Below are 15,008 nucleotides of genomic sequence, written 5' to 3'. Positions count from 1 at the left end.
GCACGCGTCTCTCCGTCAATCGCTCTACCGAGATTCGCCGACCGTGCTGTCGAGATACTGGGTCAGCGCACAGACCAGATGGTAGAAGATGCTTGCCGGTACATCGCTCGCCAGCGAGCGCCCCCGCTCGTCGATGCGGTCTATCCACAGGCCGAGCGGCGCCGGATTGATGTGCCAACGGAACAGGCGACCGACACGTGCTTCGATCTCCGGCTTGAGGTCGGGACCGCCCGAACCGTCCAGTGCAATCGCTGCTTTGATTGCTTCGGCCTGCGGCCAACTGCGCGAGACAAGGTCGAGCGGCAGGCCTTGCCGCGAGACGGCGCCATAGGCGAGGCCGGTGGCGCGATTGAGGCCGTTGGCGATGGCCGAGGCATAGAGCTTTCTGGCAAAGCTGGTTAGTTCGCTCTGGCCGGTGCGCCCTGCGAAGTCGACCAGCAGCGAAGCCCATTCGAAATGGTGGCCGGGTTCCGTCCATCCGCCTTTCTCGCCCTCCGCCGGGCTCCACTCGGCGTCGAAATATTCGCCCAACGTCCAGCTTTCCGGATCGAAGAAATGGCTGCGAAACAGATCGACGATGCGCGCGGCGCGGCGAAGATAGGCGAGATCGCCGGTCGCTTGATGCCAGGCCAGGAAAGCCTCGAGCAGATGCATGTGTGGGTTGGAGCGGCGTTCGCCCGCGCCGCTCGACGTTTCGAGAAAGCCGGTCATGCGGTGATCCTCGAGATGCGCGTCGAGAAACGAAAACGTTTCTTCGCCAAGCCGCAATGCATCGGCATTGCCGACCATATGGGCATGCGCCAGCGCAAGGAGCACGCAGGAATGATCGTAGGCATCCTCTGTGGCATCGGCGACCGTGCCATCGACATTAAGCGTGCGCACCCAGCCGCCATTGTCGGTGCGGCCGTTCCTGTTCATGAATTCGATGCCGTGGCTGATCAACCTGTCGGCGGGCCCATCCCAGCCGCGCGCCTTGGCGACAGCGAAGGCGTAGACTTGCCTGGCCATGGTGCGCATGCGCTTAGGCTTCATCAGCGGTGTGGCGTCAAAGCCGAGTGCCTCGTGGAAACCGCCATGGCGCTCGTCGACACCGACCGTGGACCATAGCGGCACCGTCTCTTCAAACAGCCAGTGGTGAACGCGGCGCCGCCAAGCGCCGCTTTCGATCACGCGGTCGTCGGCGGGCGTGAACCTGGTTTCAAGCCGACCGCTCTTTTCGAGCTGCTCTACAATCTTCTTGACGTTCTGGCTGCGGCTGACCGGGGCGACGAAGGTGGCGTCGGCGGTCGAGACGATGGCAACGTCCTTCAGGCCGATGGCCGACAGCAAGCGACTGTCGCTGCGGATGTAGGAGTTCTCGCAGTCGATGGCGACGACGTCGCCGACGATGACGTTGCCCTCTTCGTCGGAGGGACCGACATCGAGCAGTGATTGCCAGGAACCGAGATCGTTCCAGCGGAAGCCGGCCGGTACCATGGCGATGTGACTGGCGCGCTCCATGATCGCGTAGTCGATCGACGTCGAGGGAATGGCGGCGTAGAGCTCCAGAGGCATATAGAGACCGGAAAGATCTGATGTCGCTGCCTGGTAGGCAATTTCGGTGGCATTCCATATCTCGGGCTCGAAAGCCGTGAAAGCGTCGCGCATGGCGCTGGCACGAAACAGGAAGATGCCAGTGTTCCAGTAGAAGTTACCGGCCGCCAGATAGCTTTGCGCGGTCGCGAGGTCCGGTTTCTCGACAAAACGCGAGACATCGCAGATGCCATCCTTCTCGCCGGCGACCTCGATATAGCCGTAGCCGGTCTCCGGCTGGCTAGGCTTGATGCCGAACACCACCAGCCGGCCCGCGCGCGCCGCACCGGCGCCGTTTTCCACGCTCTGCCAGAATTGCCGTGCGGTAGTGATCTCATGATCGGACGGCACCACCAGCACCAGGCTGTCGCCATATTCGGACAAGGTGCGCAGCGTCGCCAAGGCAACGGCGGCGGCAGTGTTGCGGCCGGTCGGCTCGAACAAGGGGCCGCCGCCGGAAAGGTCGAGGCCGGCGAGGTCGGCATGGACGCGGTCGGCGTGCCGCTCCGAGGCAATCAGGAAAATCGGCGTTTCACCATCCGGCCGCGCCGTCAACCGGCGCAACGTCTTGGCCAGCATCGAGCCATCGCCCGAAAAGTCATGGAACTGCTTGGGATTGTCCTCGCGCGACAGCGGCCACAGCCGTGAGCCAACGCCGCCGCTCATGACAAAACTGACGATCCGTTCGGTCATTGGGTGACACCTCTGACATTTTCAAACAAAGCAAGGAGCGCTGCCGCGTAGTCTCGGCGGCGCATTTGTTGCCGACCCTGCAGCACGGCGACACTATCGCGGGCTAAGCGTGGGCGCTGCCCGGCCTCCAGGAGTCGCTGCGCCAGCGCTTCTGCACTATCGGGTGCGAAGAAGAGCGATTCCGGCGCCTGCTCGCGATGCAGCGGAATGTCGGACAGCAGCATCGGCGTTCCCAGCGACTTCGCTTCCTCGACCGTGGTTGACCACCCCTCGAAGTGCGAAGGGTTCAGGAGATAGTCCGCGGCTCCGATCAGGGCGACGACATCGTCATAGGGAATCAATCCGAGGTGTCGAAAATGGCTTCCGAGCCGGTGCGTTTCCGCAAGCTCCATCATGCGCTTGAACAATGTCGGGTCGCGCGGATCGGTGGTGCGCCCCGTGAGGATTATCGGCGGCAAGGAGTCCAGCGCCCCCATTTGGCCTATATGCCTCAACGCCTCTATGACCAGCCTATGGTTCTTGTGGATCCAAAACTGGTTGGGGAGGAAGAAGAAACGCGCAGGCAGACCATGTGCCTGTCGCGCCTCATCGGCGCGCGCCAGGATGGCACCGGGATCGAGGTCGATAGCGAAACGCACGACAGCGGTCTTGTTGCGCGAGGCTGGATAGAATGTTTCGCAGTCCGCCAGCGCATCCCCACTCGATAGCATTATCGTACGATTTCCGGACGTCTGCAGGCGATAGCCGAGATCCCTGCGCCACCAGGCGCTACGCGGAAAGAGTTGCGGCAGGCGCCGGTGCTGGAAATCCGGGATCCAGGAAACAACCGGTACTGGAAACCGGTTCCCGAACCACTGGGCGACTTCAAAGACAACATCGATGCCTTGCGCAGCGACAAGGTCCGCGAAGGCACGATCCCTTCCGCCAGCAAGTGCGATCAGCCCTCGCCTGCCGAGCCCGGCGCCCATGACCCGGTCATCAATAATAGCGGGTGCAGCCAACATATGATCGAAGGACGCGCCAATGCTTGAATGCTGCTCGGGTGTAAGAAACAGTTTCGCCTGCACCTTACCACGCAGCTCGGAGGCGATAACGCTCAACATGTTGCGTAGATAGGATTCGCCGCCTGACCAAGTTCCGCGGCCGATGAGAGTGAAACCGACGGTAATCAAGGCGCGGCGCGCCGCTGACGACCGACAGGCTCGGCGAGAACGTCGGCGCGATACCAATCGACGTAGCCTGCAATACCCTTGCTGAGCGGCACCTGCAACTGAAGCCCCTCCGGGACGCCGGACGGATCCGAGATCAGATTGACAGGGTCGCCCCGCCGGGACTCACCAGAAAACGAGAGGCGATGGTTCCCTCCCCAGGCCTTCAAAATCATGCTGGAAATCGTGCTGACGGACGCAGCTGCGCCCGCACCGCCATTATAGATGGCGAAGCGCGGTTCGCCGGCAGGCAAAATGCGATGGATCAAACGCACGACATCCGAGACATGGTGCCAATCCCTCATTTCCGTACCCGTGCCGCCAAGCACAATGTCGGTTTCGCCTGCCGCGAGCCTGCCGCAGAGATCCCAGAGCAGCTGCTTGCGCAATCCTTCGCCATAGACCGAAAAGAGGCGAGCCACCGAGACCGGCTGGCCGTATGCGGCACAATATGACCGGCCAAGCTCCTCGACCATGCGTTTGTGATAGCCATACGGAGAATAGGGATCGAGCGCCGCGTCGACCCTGATCGAACCGGCATGCCCGCCGCCATAGACCGCAGCCGAGGATGCAAGAACGACAGGTGCATCGGGTGCGTGGCGGCGCAAGAAATCAAGCACACGAGCCGCAGAGACAACACTTTGTTCAAAGTCCTTCAGGGGATCGGCAATTGACTGGCCGACCGTTGCGCCACCCGCCAAATGATACACGGCTGCTGGGCGGCCATGCGCCGCCAGAGCCGCATCCAGCGTTTCCACGGTCACCCCGCCCGAAAGAAAGGCGCCGTGGGTTGCCATAGCAAACTCGGGTGCTTCTTTTCGACCGAAGCCAATGACGTGGCAGCCCTTTTGAGCAAGGAAACGAGCGAGGTGCAGGCCGATAAAACCGCCGGCTCCAGTCACCCAGACAGGCTTAGCCTCTTGTGATTGTGTCAAGAAATCAGTCCTTCCCGTGCTTATGGCAAAGGAAAGAGACCAGGCGCCCGGGCCGGCGGTCAACCGACGCGGCGACCCTGGCGACGACACCAAAGGGAACAGGCGAAAGAGCCAGGCGAACAACCGGGGAGAACGGGCCAAAGATTTTGGCGAGCCTCTCGCGAATCTCAGATGGTGTCATTGGGTCATAATTCACGACGGACTGGAATGAGTTCAATTCGCGGTCGATCGTCAGCCCGGCCTCCTGGATTGCAGCGCGGTAGGCCGCCAGCGTAAAGGCGTTCTCTCCACCATAGAGGTGATGAAGCGGGTGAGCGCGCAGAAAAGGCTCGAGTTGCTGCGGCCCGGAGACAACATGGTCGCGCAACGACAGGATCGTCGCGCCTTCGCGAGAGAGACGCGCCATTTCGCGGCAGAAAGCCGGAAGGTCATGGGCGTGATGAAGCACCTGCCGTGCGACGACCAAATCATAGCCTGCCGCGGATAACGGGATCGCCTCACCGAACGCTTCGATCACGTCGATCGGCGTGCCTGTCCTTTCGGCAAGAGTCCGGATCGCAGCGGCGCCTACGAGTGCGCTCGGATCGGGCTCGACAGCGGTTACGGACCACCCCTCGCGCGCCAAGGCATAGGAGAGAATGCCGTTGCCGGCGCCAAGATCGAGAGCACGGCCCGCCTTGCGCGGGATCATGCTGCGAACCGCGTCGAACTCCGCGCTTTGGTGATAGCGCTGTGCGGCCACAACCGGATCGTCAAAATAGGCGGCGCGGGCGAGCTCTTTCATCGAAGGCTCGCTCATGCACCAGCGGACGGCGTCTTCCCAATTCATGGCCGCTTCAGGCATCGAGAGAACCCAAATGCTGGATCATCCGCGCCGGATTTCCGGCGACAACTGCGTAAGGCGGCATGTTCTTGGTCACAACAATCTCGCTCTCTCGCCAGATTTCTCAGATTGCCCGAGACGACCACCGCCAAGGCTTAGCTTAACGAGTGGGATAGCGCTTCGGTCATAGGCCCGCATGCTTCGCCCGTCCACCATCCCAGGCGGATAATTTCCAGCGTCGATCACGCTTTAGTTAGGAGGTTGTTCGAGACGTCCAGCTAAGCTACCGTTTCGAGACTCGTCAAGTTCAGATCACGAGAATTCGACCCGCGCCAATATCGGAAGCGCAAACTCACCCGTTGCGGACTACGGATAGCGAGCATCATGTTTTTCAAGACAATATTCTGCATAATATGCCTTCTAACGTCTTGGCCGGCGATAGCGCAGACGCAGGCTCCGTTCAGGCTTTTCGAGGCTATGAACTTCGCCGGCGGGCCCGATTTTCGTTCGTTCGGCTTCGAGTACCTGAGGATCGTGGACCCTCATGTTCTGGGACCGGACGTTCCCGACGCTGGCCAAGTGCAGCAAGCGCTGGCAATGCCGAGGAGTAACGAATATCTGAATATCGACATTGAAAGCTGGCCCTTGGAGGGCCCGGATCAAGCGTCGTCCATCGCGAAATATCAGAAGACGCTCAGCGCCTTCAGAAAGTCAGACCCGAGCGTCAAGCTCGGCCTTTATGCTGTCTTGCCGCTCAGGGATCATTGGAGAGCGATCGGCCACCAGGGCGCCGTTGCACTGGACGATTGGAAGCAGCAAAACACCAAGATCGGGTCCGCCCTCGTCCCTTATGTCGATGCGCTATTTCCCTCCCTGTATACATTTTACGGCGACAAGGACGCCTGGGTGGCCTATGCACGGGCCAATATCGGGGAAGCACGAAGGATTTCACAAGGGAAGCCGGTCTACTGCTTTCTGTGGCCGCAGTTTCATAAGACCATGGCCTTTCTGCCAGGCGATCTCTGGTATACCCAACTGGACACTTGCAGGAAGCTGGCTGACGGTATCGTTCTATGGGGTACCATCGGCAGCAATTCCCCTTATCGGCCAGCGAAATGGGATGAAAAAGCGGAGTGGTGGCAAGCTACCTTGAGATTCCTGAACGAGCTTGACAAGGCTCCATAGTGGCGGGTCAACGTATCGCCGGCTCATGTCCGGTGCATACCGGTTTTCGAGCGGGCTATGGCGTCCGGTTATCCGGCCCTGATGGGTGCTCCAAACCGGGCATATGAGCGCGACATCATGCGTCGGTGTGCCCACAAATCAAACGACCTCATGGCGTTGACGCGGAAGATCATGACCGTAACGACAATCCAAAGGAACGCTGCACCCCAGAGCGATCCGGAAAATTGGGCTCCGACGATGGCTTGCGTGGTCAAAAGCGGCAGGAGCGCCAAGCGCCTGTCGGCCAAAAACTTTACCGCCTTTGCTACCTTCACGAAAACCGGAACGAATATCGCCATGCCGAGAAGCCCCATGGCTTGAAGGATCTCCATGAACATATTGTGCGGATATCCGTACAAAGGCAGTTGCGTCCCGTATCCAAACAATGGGTTTTGCTGAAAGAGCTCCCACGACAATGCAATCGATCCAAGACGGCTCGTTGTTGAAGTGTCTTTTCCAATCGCCGTCAAATGGAACTTATCCAGCAACGGCGTTATGTCCGTGACCGCCAACACCAACACTGCGCCCGTAAGAAACAACAGACACATCATCATGGTCATGAATTTGGGACGGAGCATGGGAAGCAAAATGGCGCAACATGCCAAGGCGACAATCGGACCGCGAGCAGCAGCCAGATAAATGGCGGCTGCCGAGGTGACGATTACAGCAACAATTGCGATCTTCAGAATTTTTCTTTGGGGAATTCTTATCAGCGTGTACGAGGCGATAAGTGTAGTCACACCGGCGTGACCAATGGAAATAGGGTTCAACCGCGCGAAATGGACTCGGTCCGTACTATCGATCAGCACGGCATTGGAGCCACTATATTGAAGCCAAACGATGCCCGCCACGCTCAATGCCCCAACAGCAAAAAGAGCCCACGCCACGTTGATCTCCGACCATCTGTTCGTCGACAGGCCCAGAAAAGCCGCGGGCACGATCGAAGTGATGATGGCAAATACAAGATCGTCCCTCGCCTTAGCGATCTCGGAAGCGTCAATGCCAAGCTTCAGCAGGTAAAGTCCGACGAAAGACAATAACCATACGTCCCCGAACCGCCAGGCTTTCTGCCGGTCTGAAAACAAAAAAGACAGCCCACAGAGGCAAACTACCAGAAGCCGAAAGGCGATCGAAAGCCTCTCATCTTCTCGTCCGGTCACAGATGAAAGGAGCCCGACCAACGGATAACCGGCAAGCGCCAGAGCAAAGCTCCACGCCCACAAATCCTTGTAAATCGGGACGGGTTTGCTGACATGCATAACGATAATGGCACCTTTGAAACAGCAAGATCGATACCATGTCTCTTCCAGTCAAGACAATGGGTTGGCGCTGGCCACCCAATGCGCGTCGCCCAAAAGCCCGCTCTCGGGTCATAGCCGCTGCACACAGAGCGTCCCATCGCTATTGATCGCTAAACGACGGAATCCTCCGCTATGTCAGTTCGAGAAACCGCTCAAATTGTCGCTGCTTGCTGTATTCTTCACGGATTGCGCGGTGACCGGCCCAACCGATCCCGTCCCAGTTCCCGCTGTCCAATTGCCGTGCGATTTTTTCTGATGCGTCCTGCGGGTGCTCATAAACTGCCATGGTTTGCCCATCGTACATCGGCGCTGGATAGTTACCGGAATCGGAAACCAGCAGAGCCCCGGCACCCAAGGTTTCGAAACAGCGCATATTGCCACGGTCAGGGCCTGCCATGTCGATTGAGGCGTTGACCACGACCTTGGCTCTTCCAAGCTGCGCGTACATAGAGCGACCGAATACGGGAGGCGCACTGACCTCGCGGATCGCAGGCGGGCGCCGCACCGCTCTCAGGGGACCGAACCAGCCAAGCGGCGTTTCGGCCAGCGGTGTATAGCGTGATAGATCCAAATGGAAAACAACCCGGCGGCGGCTGGAAAGACCTGCAACAGCTTCCAATATCTGCCGCCGGCGCTGGTGATGGCGACTGTAACCACCGAAGAACAGGACATCGATGTCCCTGTCCCGATTTGCGGCGACGGTATCGAGCTCCGGATCATGAGCGGGGAAAAAGTGAGCCGTCCTGGCGCCCTGCTCCTCCCAAAGTTGTCGCATGGACGGAAAATTGCAAAGCACGAGATCATAACCTGAAAAGTCAATCTTGCCTGGTGCGGCGCGCCAGGCAATCTTTCGTTTCACATGTCCTGGCAAGCGGCGCACAAAGGTGGCGTCGTAGCGAAATGGATCGAGATTGTAGAAGACATCTGTCTTGTGGTGCTCGATCTGAGCAAGCAGAATGTCGGCCAGCGGCGTATCTTGGCCCAGCCCGTTTTCGCGCGCCCAAGCCCGCTGCAGTGATTCGTCGTCGCCGTTCGTAAAGAATGCCTCCGGGCTACGCCCGAGTATCGGCAAGAGAATGTGTGCCGCCCCGTAGCGATCGTTCAGAAACACTTCCTTCTGCTGCTCGAATCCCCTGGCCTGCCCGACGAGGTCAGCAAGCCGGGGCCGATAGCTTGGGTTGAGCCCAGAATTTTGAAAAAGTCGCATGGCCTCGTTCTTACTGGTGAGTGGGTTTTGTAGCGCTGATGACGAAGCCGGAACAGAACATGCGCCAGTTCAGGGCCGCGCAAAGATTCTCGAACAGAGCGACGGAAAGATAGGCGGGTAAAAAGAACGCAAAGTAATCGCTGGCGCGGTAAAATGACATGACGTCGACCCGCTCAAATCCTTGGCCGCTAAACAGCTTCGCCATGTCCGAAGGAGAGCAATGGTCAAAAAAGGCCGGGTAGCCGGTAACACCGACGGCAGACGGCCTAAGGTGCGGGATCAGCCATTTTTGCATAACCGGTCCGACGAGCCGCAATGCCACCGAATAGGGGTGCCATTTCGATGGGATGTAGTGGTGCATCACGCCCCCCGGCCGTAGCGCCAAAAACATCGAACGCGCCGCCGCCTTGTTGTCCGGTATATGCTCCATCAATGTGATCGAAATCAGCATGCCGGCCTCGACATCGACTGGCCGCTCAATCGACTGGACGACAAATCGATCATAGATGCGATAGCAGTCTGGCTTCTCCTCGATGTCGAGCCCGATATAGGTAAAATCAGCACTCCGCTTGAGGAGTGGCCGGTCAATCCCGCCGACTTCGAGGATCGCCGACGGCCTTAGGCGCGCAACATCGTCAGCGATACGCCGTTCAAGTTCTTCCTTGTAGGATGGCGCACCGAAGATTCGGGGAAAACGGCGTTCGAGCCATGCTGCAGCATTCCTGTTCCAGCCAATAAATGTCTTGAGAATCACCGTATCCCTTTTCTGCCAATCGGTCGTACCGCGGATAGCTGCTTCCTAGTGGATATGGCATAGCCAGCTGCACCACGAGATTCGCCCCATTTCTCCAACCCGATGAAGGTGGCGCCTCTCGCGCAATTCGATTTCTGGATGCCGGTCAAGAATGAAACGAAGCGTTGTCGTGTCTCTCTTCTGTGCGCCGGATGACGAAATCGAGCCTGACAGCTCTCGGCGACACCGGTTGCAGGCACAATATTCGGCGGTCCTGTATTTTTAGCCTCCCCCCGAAGACGGTGGGGCTGATACTTTTTCGGCTATTAGAAGATAACCCATCGGCATGCTCTCGCGAGTCGCAAGCCCCAATTTCTTGACAGGCGGCAATGCCCGCATCAGGCTGGTCAGCCAATAGACCGAACTGGCAATCCGGGGCCGAGACGCCACCGCCTTCGTGGCAAGATCGGAAATAACATCTGTGACGCCGCCGTAGGACGACAACTCGATTGTGCTTAGGCCCGCCTTCATCGTCATCCGCTCCAAGGCGAAGCGGGTGTAGCGATGATAATCGTGGGGAACCTCGTGCAGCCAGTAAAAAAACGGCACGCCGATTATCAACTTACCACCAGGCCTCAAAGCCCGGGCTGCACTGTCGAACAAGGCCTGCGGCGTATGCAGATGTTCGATAACGTCGCTGGCGATGACCGTGTCGAAACTCCCTTGCTCCAGGACCAATTGCTCGTTGAGGTCCGCGAAAAGGTCGACGTAGGCGGCGCCATGGGTGCTGCCCGGCCAATCGACACAGAAGACATCACTGACATGCTCGCGATAGATCCCGTAAAGCGGAACGGCACCACAGCCCAAATCGACAAGACGACCCTTGGCATGAGTAGCGATCGCCGCGGCATAGACGGACGCCAATCGATCGGCGATCAATCGCGACCGCGCCGGTACCTCCTTGCGGTTCGAGCGCCAAACGCCCTTGCCGGTCCGTTCGAACTTAGTAGGCTTCCACTGCTCGGCATTCTTCATTGAACCTGGCCCTCAGCGAAGTCGAGAGGTTCCGCAATTGTCGGCAGCATCATGGCGTGTCGAAGGCGATCGCGCGTGTGCCGTTGGGTGAAATGATCCAGCACGCGCTGGCGCCCGGCATCCCCCATCTTGGCAGCACGGTGAGGCTCTGCCAGGAGACTAGCAAGCGCCTCTGCCATGCTTTCGATATCGTGTTCTTCCACAAGTATGCCAGTCTTACCATCGACAACGGCCTCTGGAATGCCGCTGTGACGTGTCGCCACAACGGGAAGCGCGCTCGCCATGGCCTCCAGGATCGATACCGGCAGGCCTTCCATATCTCCATTGCGAGCCGTCACTGAATGCTGCACGAAAATAGCAGCGTCCTGCATCATGCCCTGAACATATTCTATGCTTCGAGAGCCGTGAAAAATGACACGATCCGACAAATTCTCCTGCTCCACCAACGCCTTGGATCGCGCCATCAAGGGCCCATCCCCAACGAAATCGAGCTGCGCCTCGGGAAACTTTGAAGCGATCCGGGCGAACGCCTCGATCGCGAGGTGCGGTGATTTCTTTTCAACGAACCGCCCAACGAAAAGGAGCCGACCGCTTTCGCGCTTCGATGGTGTGAAGCGCTCGGGCAAAACTCCACACGGACTGACGTGGAGTTTCTCATTCGGACAGCCGATTTGACTCAGACGGTCGGCGATGAAACGCGATGGCGTGATGATGCCGTCAACAATGGCGAACAGACGCCGGTAGCGACGTCGCCATAGTTGCTTCCTGGGCATCACGGTTGAATCCGCCCCATGGGCGTGGGCGTACAACCGCACGCCGGCGCGGCGACAAGCGGGAGCGAACAGCGCGCCCATCGTAAGATACTCGACAAGGGCGGCATCCACCTTGTGGGCCTTCAAGAATTCGACAACCCGGTCCTCATCGCTCCGCGACATTCCCTCACGCACATACGCAAGCCAGCCCAGACGCGCCACATTGACAATGCGGCTGTGTAGTCGGCTAAGCGGTGACAGCCGCGGGACCCCGGAAAGAACTGGATAACCGAATTGATCGGCACCATCGGGCTCCTGACAGATGAGCACAGTCCTGCCGGGCGCGAGATGGCGAACATGATCACGGATAAATGTTTCAGAAGGCGTGTTGAAGAATTGCGAAATGACAGCAATCATGGGGATACTGCCTCCATCTGCAACTCCACCGGTGCAAATCTGTTTTTGAGAATACCAACCGTGGATAAAGCACTGTCGCGGAGCGCAAGGGTTCCCCGCAGCGATCTTTCCGCTATCGATTCCTGGTTTTGCCACCAGCGCTCAGCGAGATTGCGAAAACCATCCGGCTCAATCTTATCGATGAAAGTAACGTAGTCCTCCAAATCAAGTGATCGAAAAAGATCTGCTGTTTTCCTCTCATAGCAAATCGGCAAGACTGGAAGGCCGCGACACAAACTCAGAATGCACATGTGCATGCGTGTGCATATGGCGCCATCGAATTCGCCAATTTTACGAAGCAATGTTTCGGTGTCCCTGAACTGCAAATCAATGACTACGCTGTTTCGCACGTGCTCCGGCAGATACTTCAAGACGTCGCGCGCCGCGTCCGAGTCGTTGAAGCGATACTCGGGAATCCCTTGGCAGGTCGAAATAAATGTCACTTCGGCCCCGACTTCTTCCACGAACCACGCGGTCGCTCGGGCTACCGATTGATGGTATTTCGCGCGGCCGACCTCAGAATCTCGTTCCCCAAAATCCGCCCACGGCCGAACTGAAACGGCGATTCTCGGCCGCCGTCCCGGCTTCGCAACCTGCGACGCTGCGCGCCGTCTCTCGATCTCGTCCTGGTCCGTCAGAATGAATACGCAGTCTGCCACTTCCTCAATATTATCCGCATGTCCGACAAGCTCTTTCGCGAAAGCCATGGATTTCCGGTCTCTGACCAGTATGAGAGGGCTTTTTCTCAGAATCTCCGCAAGTCGGTGAAAAATGCGATCGTCGCCGAATGGACCCATCGATTGCGTAAAAAAAATGGGCGGCTTTCCAAGATAGACGTCTCTCTCATATTCCGGCAGCCGATGGGAAACCGACCCTCGGTGTTTCTTTGAAAGGTACGTGCCGCCGGTCGAAATAATGAGATCTGCCGCAATGTACTCTCGTAAGGCTCGAGCAACTTGGCCTCCGTACCCAAGGTATTTCAACCAGCTCAAATGCCGCTCTATAAAGATCATGGCGATCAGAATTGAATAAACTGAATTTAATTCCAGCCGTCCCTTTGTCAGCCTATTCAGCAACCTAATATATTTGCTCTTGTGAAGCTGTGCAGAAGGAAAGCAAACAAAGGTGTTTCCCGGATAGTACCGTTTGGCGACCTGCGCATCCATGTCCGCAAAAACGATCTCGATATCGTCTCCGAACGCGGCTTTAAGAATCCGTTTTGTCGCGACCTGGATCGCAGCGTCTCCGCCGTTCAAAAAAACCGTGGTTTCGACGATGATTTTCAATGCTTTAGATCCTCTGGATGGACGTCTTTGTCTAGAAAGAGCCGCATGTCCTCCCACATGGAACCGGCGAAACGATATGGAGCAACAACAAAAGCTCCATAGATTAACATCGTGCTGATAGTCTTTAAGACGAGGCCGCCCTCGGTCAGCATAGACAGGGCGTTAAATGAAGTTCCGACCGACTCCCCGAGAATAAAGAGCGCGACGATCGCAATATAAGAAAAGAAGAATAGGCTCGATGCCTTCACAAGATCCTTGAATCTCAGCTCTGTACCTCTTGTCGCATAAAGCCAGAGTACCGGGGTGAACACCCAAGACGTTATGCACCACGCGACAGCGACTCCCGGAGCCCCCCATTGAATGGCGAACAGGAAGAGCGCAAATCGGATTAACGAAGAGAAGATGGAAAATACAAACAACTCGCGCGCTCGACCCAAAGAGATCAGCGCCCAACCACCAAACTGACCGGAAATACTCGTGATGAGGGACAACGAGAGTATCGCCAAAATAGTACCAGACTTTGACCAGTTTTCTCCATAAACGATCTCTACGATTTCTTGCGCATTGATCGTAATGAGAATGCACAATATCGTGTTTATCATGAGTGTAAGCCGCATGGCGCTGAGATAGGTTCTAGCCCATTTGTCGGGTTGGGTTTGAAGGCGGCTCAGCATCGGAATGATAACCGAGCCAATTGGTCCGCTTATAAGCGTCATCGGCAGCATGAACAGTGAGTAAGCGCGGGTGTAGAATCCGAGTTCGTTGGGACCGGATTTCCAGCCGACCAGCACGTTGTCGGATTGGCGGTTAATGTAGTTTGTGAACTGGGATCCACTGTAATTGATCCCAAAACTAATGGCCGATCGTGCATTCCTCCAATTGGCGACCCTGGTCGGTCGCCAAGGTGACAGTACCCACTGGCCAGTCGTGCCAACAAGAGCCGTCGTGAGCGTCGCCCCGGCGAGCGACCAGTATTCGAAGTGCCAACCCCAGGCCATTGCAACACCGACAGCACATCCACACACGAGGCTGCCAAGATTTACACTATGCAGCGACATCCAACGCATGTGTCGAATTAATAGCGCCTTGTGCTGCGCACCGGCCGCTGTGATCGGGATGGCGATCGCCAGAATTAAGACAAGGTGAAAAACGCGAGGGTCATTGAAAAGCCAGGTCGCGACCGGCGCCATCAGCCACGCCAGCGGCATCAGACCGAAACCGACGCCAAGATTGACGAAAAATAACGCGCTGACGGTGTCGTGATCAACCTCCTTGCGCTGGACAGTCACCATGGACAGACCCAAGTCGGCGAAGACTCCGACAAACGCCGTGACGGACGCCGCCATGGCCACCAGACCGAAGTCATCGGGTTGCAGCAACCGCGCCATTAGCGCCATGTAGCCGACCTGTGTAAGAAGAATCAAAGCCTGAGCGCAGAGGGCTATGACCCCCCCAGATGCCGTGCGTCTCCCGAGATCGCGCGTCAGATGCTCGCTGCTTAGCACAGAGCTTTTTGACGTATCAGAACGACCGGACGGAGCCTTCGTCACAATGGCATTCCAGCGCGCTCTCGTCGGTTGGTCACAGGCCCATGCACGTAGCTATTTGGCACCTGTCGCCATCTTCGGCGCTCGCTCTTTCCAGCGTCGTGAAATGCCATGATCATGCGAGACGTTATCCAACGCCCAGAATGGCTCCAACGGCACCCACCTTGAACCTCCTCCCCCCACACAACACCGGCTAACTTGGAAACGACGGCACAGCACGCCTCGACGCGCGAGCA

The 15,008-nt window shown here is 57.7% G+C and carries 12 protein-coding genes; 1 reads left to right on the top strand and 11 read right to left on the bottom strand.

All coding sequences use genetic code 11. From position 1 onward, the window contains the following. Positions 1-24: 24 nt before the first annotated feature. From EOC93_RS09095 to EOC93_RS09080, 4 genes are read right to left on the bottom strand one after another with little or no spacing between them, the layout of a single operon-like run. On the bottom strand, positions 25-2,265 hold the full coding sequence (locus EOC93_RS09095) for a mannose-1-phosphate guanylyltransferase/mannose-6-phosphate isomerase (protein WP_095486124.1): 2,241 nt from the start codon (positions 2,263-2,265) through the stop codon (positions 25-27). After that, entirely contained in the window at positions 2,262-3,437 is a 1,176-nt protein-coding gene (locus EOC93_RS09090; RefSeq protein ID WP_126103186.1) for a glycosyltransferase family 1 protein, read from the bottom strand. Before EOC93_RS09090 ends, EOC93_RS09095 begins: the two co-directional genes overlap by 4 nt. Next, positions 3,434-4,471: an SDR family oxidoreductase gene (locus EOC93_RS09085; protein ID WP_158302599.1), complete on the bottom strand. Its 1,038-nt coding sequence runs from the start codon at positions 4,469-4,471 to the stop codon at positions 3,434-3,436. The genes EOC93_RS09090 and EOC93_RS09085 overlap by 4 nt, the downstream gene beginning before the upstream one ends. Further along, on the bottom strand, positions 4,413-5,252 hold the full coding sequence (locus tag EOC93_RS09080) for a class I SAM-dependent methyltransferase (protein WP_095486127.1): 840 nt from the start codon (positions 5,250-5,252) through the stop codon (positions 4,413-4,415). The genes EOC93_RS09085 and EOC93_RS09080 overlap by 59 nt, the downstream gene beginning before the upstream one ends. A 456-nt stretch (positions 5,253-5,708) precedes the next feature. Between EOC93_RS09080 and EOC93_RS09075 the strand changes: the two genes are divergently transcribed. Beyond that, positions 5,709-6,416: a hypothetical protein gene (locus EOC93_RS09075; protein WP_164759090.1), complete on the top strand. Its 708-nt coding sequence runs from the start codon at positions 5,709-5,711 to the stop codon at positions 6,414-6,416. A 68-nt stretch (positions 6,417-6,484) separates the two neighbouring features. On the opposite strand, the gene EOC93_RS09070 is transcribed toward EOC93_RS09075, so the two are convergent. The 7 genes from EOC93_RS09070 to EOC93_RS09040 all read right to left on the bottom strand — a co-directional run bounded on the left by EOC93_RS09070 (position 6,485) and on the right by EOC93_RS09040 (position 14,775). After that, positions 6,485-7,714, bottom strand: coding sequence for an O-antigen ligase family protein (locus tag EOC93_RS09070; RefSeq protein ID WP_127204428.1), 1,230 nt, complete (start codon positions 7,712-7,714; stop codon positions 6,485-6,487). A 172-nt stretch (positions 7,715-7,886) separates the two neighbouring features. Then, on the bottom strand, positions 7,887-8,963 hold the full coding sequence (locus tag EOC93_RS09065) for a glycosyltransferase (RefSeq protein ID WP_095486130.1): 1,077 nt from the start codon (positions 8,961-8,963) through the stop codon (positions 7,887-7,889). Between the two features lie 10 nt (positions 8,964-8,973). Next, positions 8,974-9,717: a methyltransferase domain-containing protein gene (locus EOC93_RS09060; protein ID WP_127204427.1), complete on the bottom strand. Its 744-nt coding sequence runs from the start codon at positions 9,715-9,717 to the stop codon at positions 8,974-8,976. Between the two features lie 261 nt (positions 9,718-9,978). Beyond that, the gene (locus tag EOC93_RS09055) at positions 9,979-10,731 is read right to left on the bottom strand and encodes a class I SAM-dependent methyltransferase (RefSeq protein ID WP_095486132.1); all 753 of its coding nucleotides are present in this window, start codon (positions 10,729-10,731) and stop codon (positions 9,979-9,981) included. After that, positions 10,728-11,900, bottom strand: a complete 1,173-nt coding sequence (locus EOC93_RS09050) for a glycosyltransferase (protein ID WP_095486133.1) — start codon at positions 11,898-11,900, stop codon at positions 10,728-10,730. The genes EOC93_RS09055 and EOC93_RS09050 overlap by 4 nt, the downstream gene beginning before the upstream one ends. Next, the gene (locus EOC93_RS09045) at positions 11,897-13,225 is read right to left on the bottom strand and encodes a polysaccharide pyruvyl transferase family protein (RefSeq protein WP_158302601.1); all 1,329 of its coding nucleotides are present in this window, start codon (positions 13,223-13,225) and stop codon (positions 11,897-11,899) included. Before EOC93_RS09045 ends, EOC93_RS09050 begins: the two co-directional genes overlap by 4 nt. After that, positions 13,222-14,775 carry a lipopolysaccharide biosynthesis protein gene (locus tag EOC93_RS09040; RefSeq protein ID WP_095486135.1) on the bottom strand — a complete coding sequence of 518 codons (1,554 nt, stop codon included), beginning with the start codon at positions 14,773-14,775 and terminating at the stop codon, positions 13,222-13,224. Before EOC93_RS09040 ends, EOC93_RS09045 begins: the two co-directional genes overlap by 4 nt. Between the last annotated feature and the right edge of the window lie 233 nt (positions 14,776-15,008).

It is taken from the genome of Mesorhizobium sp. M6A.T.Ce.TU.002.03.1.1 (assembly GCF_003997275.1).
Lineage (GTDB): Bacteria > Pseudomonadota > Alphaproteobacteria > Rhizobiales > Rhizobiaceae > Mesorhizobium > Mesorhizobium mediterraneum.
This window is presented reverse-complemented; position numbering and strand designations above follow the sequence as displayed.

Bases quoted from the DNA above. Each gene is read 5' to 3' on its own strand.
- EOC93_RS09095 (WP_095486124.1), bottom strand. From the start codon at position 2,265: ATGACCGAACGGATCGTCAGTTTTGTCATGAGCGGCGGCGTTGGCTCA.
- EOC93_RS09080 (WP_095486127.1), bottom strand. From the start codon at position 5,252: ATGCCTGAAGCGGCCATGAATTGGGAAGACGCCGTCCGCTGGTGCATG.
- EOC93_RS09075 (WP_164759090.1), top strand. From the start codon at position 5,709: ATGAACTTCGCCGGCGGGCCCGATTTTCGTTCGTTCGGCTTCGAGTAC.
- EOC93_RS09070 (WP_127204428.1), bottom strand. From the start codon at position 7,714: ATGCATGTCAGCAAACCCGTCCCGATTTACAAGGATTTGTGGGCGTGG.
- EOC93_RS09065 (WP_095486130.1), bottom strand. From the start codon at position 8,963: ATGCGACTTTTTCAAAATTCTGGGCTCAACCCAAGCTATCGGCCCCGG.
- EOC93_RS09055 (WP_095486132.1), bottom strand. From the start codon at position 10,731: ATGAAGAATGCCGAGCAGTGGAAGCCTACTAAGTTCGAACGGACCGGC.
- EOC93_RS09050 (WP_095486133.1), bottom strand. From the start codon at position 11,900: ATGATTGCTGTCATTTCGCAATTCTTCAACACGCCTTCTGAAACATTT.